6 protein-coding genes and 1 pseudogene are annotated in these 7,298 nt (G+C 31.6%); 5 read left to right on the plus strand and 2 right to left on the minus strand.

Features of this window, described 5'->3' with window-relative positions:
• The 5 genes from P8M54_RS09735 to P8M54_RS09755 form a co-directional block, all read left to right on the plus strand.
• Positions 1-585: DUF885 family protein (locus P8M54_RS09735; protein ID WP_300287632.1), on the plus strand; the 585-nt coding region annotated here is incomplete at its 5' end.
• Between the two features lie 404 nt (positions 586-989).
• On the plus strand, positions 990-2,324 hold the full coding sequence (locus tag P8M54_RS09740) for a phage integrase SAM-like domain-containing protein (protein WP_300287633.1): 1,335 nt from the start codon (positions 990-992) through the stop codon (positions 2,322-2,324).
• Positions 2,325-2,515: 191 nt separating this feature from the next.
• The gene (locus P8M54_RS09745) at positions 2,516-3,100 is read left to right on the plus strand and encodes an RteC domain-containing protein (RefSeq protein WP_300287634.1); all 585 of its coding nucleotides are present in this window, start codon (positions 2,516-2,518) and stop codon (positions 3,098-3,100) included.
• 85 nt (positions 3,101-3,185) lie between these two features.
• Positions 3,186-3,464 carry a helix-turn-helix domain-containing protein gene (locus P8M54_RS09750; protein ID WP_300287635.1) on the plus strand — a complete coding sequence of 93 codons (279 nt, stop codon included), beginning with the start codon at positions 3,186-3,188 and terminating at the stop codon, positions 3,462-3,464.
• Positions 3,465-3,595: 131 nt separating this feature from the next.
• Positions 3,596-4,885, plus strand: a complete 1,290-nt coding sequence (locus P8M54_RS09755) for a hypothetical protein (protein ID WP_300287636.1) — start codon at positions 3,596-3,598, stop codon at positions 4,883-4,885.
• A 941-nt stretch (positions 4,886-5,826) separates the two neighbouring features.
• On the opposite strand, the gene P8M54_RS09760 is transcribed toward P8M54_RS09755, so the two are convergent.
• Positions 5,827-6,303 carry a hypothetical protein gene (locus P8M54_RS09760; RefSeq protein ID WP_300287637.1) on the minus strand — a complete coding sequence of 159 codons (477 nt, stop codon included), beginning with the start codon at positions 6,301-6,303 and terminating at the stop codon, positions 5,827-5,829.
• Between the two features lie 38 nt (positions 6,304-6,341).
• Positions 6,342-7,298: pseudogene (locus P8M54_RS09765) on the minus strand (type I restriction endonuclease subunit R); the annotation flags it as partial.

Raw genomic sequence — 7,298 nt, forward strand, 5'->3', positions numbered from 1 at the left:
GGGATATTTTATGTCCCTATTCCAAATGTGACGGAATACAATATGTATGGAGACGAAGATCTATTCTTGCACGAAGCCATTCCGGGACATCATTTTCAGAGTTCGCTACAACAAGAAAACGCAAACTTACCTGATTTCAGAAAATACAATTGGTTTGGTGCCTATGGAGAAGGTTGGGCATTATACACTGAAAGTTTGGGGAAAGAATTGGTCTTGTACCAAGATCCGTATCAGTATTTTGGGATGCTAGGAAACGAAATGCACCGCGCAGTACGACTAGTGGTCGACACAGGATTACATAGCAAAGGATGGACTAGAGAGCAAGCCATAAAGTACTCCTTAGCAAACGAAGCCGAAAGTGAAGCGAGTATTACCACAGAAATCGAACGCTATATGGCTATTCCGGGGCAGGCATTGTCTTATAAAATAGGGCAATTAAAAATCATGGAGCTGCGCAAGCGAGCACAGGATAAAATGGGAACTCGATTCGACATTAAAAAATTCCATGAAAAAGTGTTGGAATCCGGTGTGATGCCACTAGCCTTGTTAGAAAAAAATATCGATGCTTGGATTGCTGAAAAATAAAGTAATAAAAACAATAATAGCTACTTATAATGGGAGCTATTATTTTTATATAATTAGTTCCCTTTCAAATAAATTAATTAAACTTAAAAATTTTTAAATAATTAAACAAAAAAAAAGCTTCTCGATTGAGAAGCTTTTTTTGTGCGGATAATAGGACTCGAACCTACACGCCTACCTACTCGTTTTTGCATTTTTATATAATCATTGAAAACACTACAGAAATAAGTATAAAACTCAATAAATTCAACACTTAACAAGGTATAAAGACAATATTTACTAGTTGAATAAAATAGAATTAAATAGAATGAAATCTTAAAATGGTTGGGCAACTGTTGGGCAACTAAGTAAAACCTATCACAAAATTTACTACTTTTGAATTGTTCAAAGTTAAAAAAGTTCACAAAATGGCAACAATACAATTTAGAGTAAGAAGTAAGGCGAATAAAAACGTTTCTATAAAGATACGCTTATCAATAGATCGCAATAATGTATTTGAACTAAATACAGGTTTCACAATCAATCCCAAAGATTGGAGCGCACCTACAGGACTACCAAAACAAAACAATCCAGAAAATAAATTATTATCTAGCGCTCTTAAAAAACTAGATTCTTTTATCATTGACAACCTTAACACCGATTTAGGCAAAAGTGTTTTGATTGACTCCAATTGGTTAGAATCAAAAATTAATGGTTGTTTTAGTAGAGTTGTAAAAACGGATAAAGGATTATTAATAAATCATATTCAATATATTATTGATAATGCCAATACTAGAAAAGTAAAAAACAAAATTGGTTTGAGTCCCAGCACAATCAAAAACTACAGTCTTTTCAAAAAAATCATTTTAGAGTACCAAAAGAAGATTAAAAAGCAAATTCAATTTATTGAGGTTACAAAACTTTTTGTTGATAAGTTTACCAATTGGCTAGTAAATGACAAAAAATATTCTACTAATTACGCTGGCAAACAATTAGAAATCCTTAAAACGGTTTGTATTGATGCAGAAAAAAATGACATACCAATAACTCCCTATTCTAAAATAATTCAACATTTTAGAGAAAGTGAAAAAGACCGATATATTCAGACATTATCTTTTGCTGAACTGGAAAAAATTAAAAATGTAGATTTATCAAACATTGAATACCTCAACCTATTCAAAAAAGAGAACCCCGAACTAACTAAAAATATTTCTATTAACCCCGAAAGTTTGAACAATGTTCGAAACTGGATTTTGTTAGGTTGTGAGATTGGGCAACGTGGAGGGGATTTGTTGGGAATCACAGCCAGTAACATTCGTTATAACGGCAAAGGCTACTATATCGATGTCATACAACAGAAAACGAATAAAAGTGTTACCATTGGTGTTATTGCACCTCACGTTGTTCAAATAATAGAAAACGAATTACCTAAAAAAATCCCACACCAAAAACTAAACGAATATGCAAAAGTGATTTGTAAACTATCGGGAATAGTTGAAATAGTAAAAGGAACAAAACTGAATAAAGAAACGAACCGAAAGGAATTAGGAAACTATCCAAAATACGAGTTAATTGCCTCCCATTGTTTTAGACGTTCATTTGCTAGCAATTACTATAAAAAGATGCATACTTCAGTATTGATTGGTATTACGGGACACAGTAAAGAAAGTTTGTTTTTAGCATACATTAACCAACGAGAGGACAAAGACGCAAACGCTGATTTATTTATGAAATTATATGAAGACATAAACAAAGACAAATAGGCGAAAATGGTATTATTACCTAACGGCAAGAATGAATAAAAAAGAAATATAAGATCTTTAAGTTTGTGAAACGGACAATAAATTGCAAGAAAAGATCAATAGATTAAAACTTAAAAACAATAAGAACAAAATTGTAATAATAGGAAGCAGCCCATCTCAAAAGTTCAAACTAAATCAATCAATACAGGCAAATGGAAAAATCAATTTACAAACAAATTCAATTAACTTATAATGACTATACACGAAATTATGACAATTATTTATTAGAATTTCTGAATGACTATGAGGACAACACAGAACTTTTTTACATAAAGGAACAAAAAGTATTATTAGATAATAGCCTGACAAATCTTAAAGAAGTTATCAAGAATCTCAAGGAAGAAGATGAAAACAAGGAAGAAATGCTAGACTTATTTAGGAATCGTATAAATACTACTGATAGAATTAAGGCATTTTTAGAACATAGAAAACAGGAGCTTGAAAATGAATTAAACACAACACTCCCGAGAGTCCCCGCCAACGAAAGCTTATTAAACTGGAAAGGATCTCAAACCGAATTTATAGAATTGATTAAGGCATTAATAGAAAACGGAAACATAAAAGGAACTCAAACTGAAATAATAAGTAAACTCTCAAAAGTTTTTAATTTCGAAATAAAACACCCAAACAAATTAATTACAGATATAAAAAAACGAAATAATGGAAGTGAAACTTTGTTTTTAGATAAATTACAAAAATCTTTATTAGACTATATTAATCAAGAAAAGAAAAAATAACACACGTTACCAAGCCGTTACTAACCTTTTAAAGGTTGTAAATAGAATGAATTTTGTTGAAGTATTAATCAAATAATATTTCATTATGGCACAAGTTCAATTTATCCAAACAACTCCTCAGGAACTTCAACAACAAATTAACGAGGGCATAAAAATCCAGTTACAGGAATTTTTAAAACATTTCGCACCAATCCAACCAAAGGAATATTTGACCCGATCAGACGTGGCGAAAATGTTTAGTGTTGACATTAGTACCGTTTCCAATTGGCAAAAATCAGGAAAACTAAAGCCTCTCGGAATCTCTGGGCGTGTTTACTTCTTACGATCAGAAGTAGAGGCTAGTCTTAAACCCCTATCCGTTTAAGAATCTGACTTCATAATAAATACTTCAAAACATTCTTAGCTCCTATAAAACGAATTAAAAGACACAAAAAAAACGAGAGTTGTTCAGGCTCTCGTTTATACTTTGTTCAAAAGTTCAGTTTTCAACAGGCAATGCTAAAAAACCTCAGTAAAGATAATCAATTGGTTGACTTCATAAAAATAATAATTAAGGACATGCACCCCTCTATTTTAGAGAATAATCACCTATTAGATTTTTACGATACCATCAACTTAACTACTGGCGAAATGAAAACCACAAACAGGTATGGCGTAAAGGTAACACCATCAAAAAACGCTTCGTACAAGAGTTTAGAGTTTAAAATTTATGATACCGGAACTATAACACTCTCGGGGAGTTTACATAAGTACTGGAATGATGGAGCGCACAATTACAATGACTTTAATTACGAAGAAGTTTTGTTTGTTTTAAACGACTTAAATACAAAATTCGACATAGACCTAAGCAATAGCTTTTTGAAGTGTTTAGAGATAGGCATTAACATAACACCACCAGTTCCAACAAATGAAATTTTAGACAATTGTCTACTTCACAAAACAAAACCTTTTGAATATCAAAAAAATTCAGATGAAGGCAAATATAAACAGGTGCAGCACTCCCAATACATTATTAAAATTTATAATAAGGCGTTACACTACAAATCAAAAGGGTTTAAGATTAAAGACGAGATAATGCGTTTTGAAATTAAATATATTAAAATGCAAAAACTGAATGAAGAAGGTATTTTTAGTTTACAAGATTTAATGGATTACGGTTTACAAAATTTTAAAAATATAATTCTGATTGAATGGCAAAATGTGCTTTTTTATGACAACACTATCCAAATTGACCAGTTAACAAACAGATCAAAAAAGGCAATACTAGAGTATTCAAATCCAAATTACTGGACTGGATTACTAGCAAAAAATCAAACTAAAAACTTTAATTATCATAGAAATCAACTAAGAAAAATTGTTTCCAAAAACTCAAATAAAGTCCAAGATTTAACCACTGAGATAATTGGAAAAAAGATTGATTCTCTAAATAGTAAGACTATCCAAATTGACCCTTTAACTATAATGTCAAAACGGATAGTATTAAATGATGACAACGATACTAAAAAACATATTTGCAAGGTTACTGGTTTTAATATTTCGATGCAAAAAGAAAACAGTATTTTACTCTCACATACTGGACTGAAATACTACTACAATACAGACAAAAGGATCTTTGAACAAATCAAAAGAAAGTATTTATCAAAGGTATGGATTAATTCAAATTTTGAAACCCAAATCAAAGAGATGGCGCACAATATCAGGAATGAAAATAGTAATAAAACAATAAAACAAAAGAGGATCTACCAACCACAACAAATAAACATATTAAACCAACTGGGAATATAAACAACCAACAAATTAGATTAATAAAACAAATACGATTACTGCATTGACTTCTTTCAAGGAGTAGAGGAAAGTATAAAAAAAGACAAAACAACTAATCAAATCTATTATATCTCTGATAGTGCATCAAAAACATTAGGATTCACTAATGCGGATCTATTGATACAAAGTAATATTGATGTTACTAACGCCTTTCTAAATGGTATGAATAATGGTTTTATGGTAAGGGCCTTTTTAAGATTAAAGATTGACAAATACAGTACTAGTGCACAAAAGCTTTGCATAGCATACAGTATCGTCTTTTTTACCACAAAAAAATAACTGCACTCGTATTCTAAATATTATTTGTCGATTTCGCCTTTTGTAAAGAAAAATAATATAAATTATATATATAAGAAGAAAGACTAAACTAATAACACATGTATAAGTCTTGGTTTGTTGAATAGGTAGATTGTATGTCTGAATTTCCGAAACGCACACACGAACGTTCAATAAAGAGAAAACTGAGCTTTGGTCTATTTGGAGCTTTCATGAGTTTAGAATACCGTACGCCAACAGTCAGTTTGCAAACATCGCAAGTATAATGGACACTTAGTCTACTATGTCGAGAACATGTCTGGAGACACCTTGTATGCAAGTTACAAGCTCATAATATACTCTGGAAAGGACTGCACTCCCATAGTAGTGTGTAAGAATGAGACGTGGACAATCAGTGAGCAAAAAGGCAAAAACTTGGACGAACGATTGTGGAATATACCCCCCTGCCCTTTGGGAAACAACTTTCCACAGACCCCTAGTGCTTGAAAAAATAGGATACCACCTCAAACACGCGTCTATCTACAATTTTTTCTACATCCTCTGACTATTTTGATTTAAAGTAAACAATTTCACAAAAGCTTATCTTGCTTCTGGTTTGTCCAAAAATGAGTAAACAATTATCAAATTTAAAGAGCCGACATTCTCAAACATTCATCTTCGTACCATTTTTTGTTTGCCTCAGAAGTTAAAGGTCTTGTTTCTCCTTTATCGTTTTGTGCAATGATGGTGCTCACATGCATAGGATTATTCGGAAGTTTTAATTCAATTTTTTGCATTACGTTAGAAAAAGCATTGCCACTAATGACTAAATCTTTTTCAATTTCTGTAATGAAATAATCAACATTTCCCTCAAATACATTTTGAATTTGGCTGGCTTCTACAACGCCAGTTAGTTTTTCATTTCCTACTACCAAAACATAATTACTTGGCAATTTTCGTTGAGGAACCGTAATATAGTCTGACTGTGCTAAAACTTGTAATATTTTTAGTTTTTGATCATCTGTGCCAAATAAAGCATAAGGTTTTATGCTCCAAGTATAGCATAGGTTTGTACCAATGTCTACGATAAACCAAAGATTAACAACTATTTCTTGTGTGTTCATAGTTTGCTTTTAATTTTAAAATTTTAGAGTAAAGATTTTTATAATTGCCCACCAACACCTTTAAACTTCTCTATAAACGCACTTATCTTTTGAAATACACTTTGTTTCTTTGTTAAATACTGTGGGTTTAAGGGACTCATTTTAGGTAAAATAGCGTTTAATTCTGTACCATTTTCACTTGCAAATTCACGTTTTAATGATGCCGCTATGTATCTCTTTGTAGCCTCTTCATTTAAATTTTCATCTGCAATCAGTTCTGTGGCCTCTTTCTTTTGTTTTTCTTGTGCATATTTGAAGAAAGAATCTATAACATTCGCTTTATCATGAATGGTTTCAAGGTCGGTTTCATTAATGAAATCCACTACTAAATTCTCTTTTGCTCTATTGCCTATGCTTGCTCTAATGACTCTACGAATTTCTTCAATCAAAGTCGCTTTATCTTTGTTCTTTTTCTTATGCTCAAAAATTAGTTCAAGAATGTAATCCAAGTTTATTTCTTGTGATTTAAGTAAGTCAATTTCGAAAACTACATCATCCCAATCGATAGTTGATTCTTCTGAGTCTTTGCCGTTTTTCTCCCGTTTTAACCAATCGCGAATATCGTTGTATGTTGAACGATAATCTTGAATAGTCCTTTCTGGTAGCAAGCTGATTTCCTGCATCTTCTCTAACTCTTCGTCTGTTACAAAATTTGCTTCTTTAAATGCTTCAAGAGCTTCTGTATCATTTACATCTATTGTTTGAAGTGCTTTTAAATTGTTGAATTCATCGTAATTCTGTAGAATGTTTTCTACACGTAAATACTCACCAAATAGTTTAGAGAATTCTTTCTTGTCTTTTTCTGTTTCTATTTCGTCTGGTTTTGGGAACTTTTTATTTAATTCCTTGACCACATCCATAAAACCTCTTCGTGCTTCTCCTGTGGCAATGTCCTTAAAGCCTTCTAAATATTCTTTGTAGCTCTTTTCGAGTACTACATTTTTAGTGTTTTTATC

The organism is Flavobacterium sp. (assembly GCF_029242675.1).
Classification (GTDB): Bacteria; Bacteroidota; Bacteroidia; order Flavobacteriales; family Flavobacteriaceae; genus Flavobacterium.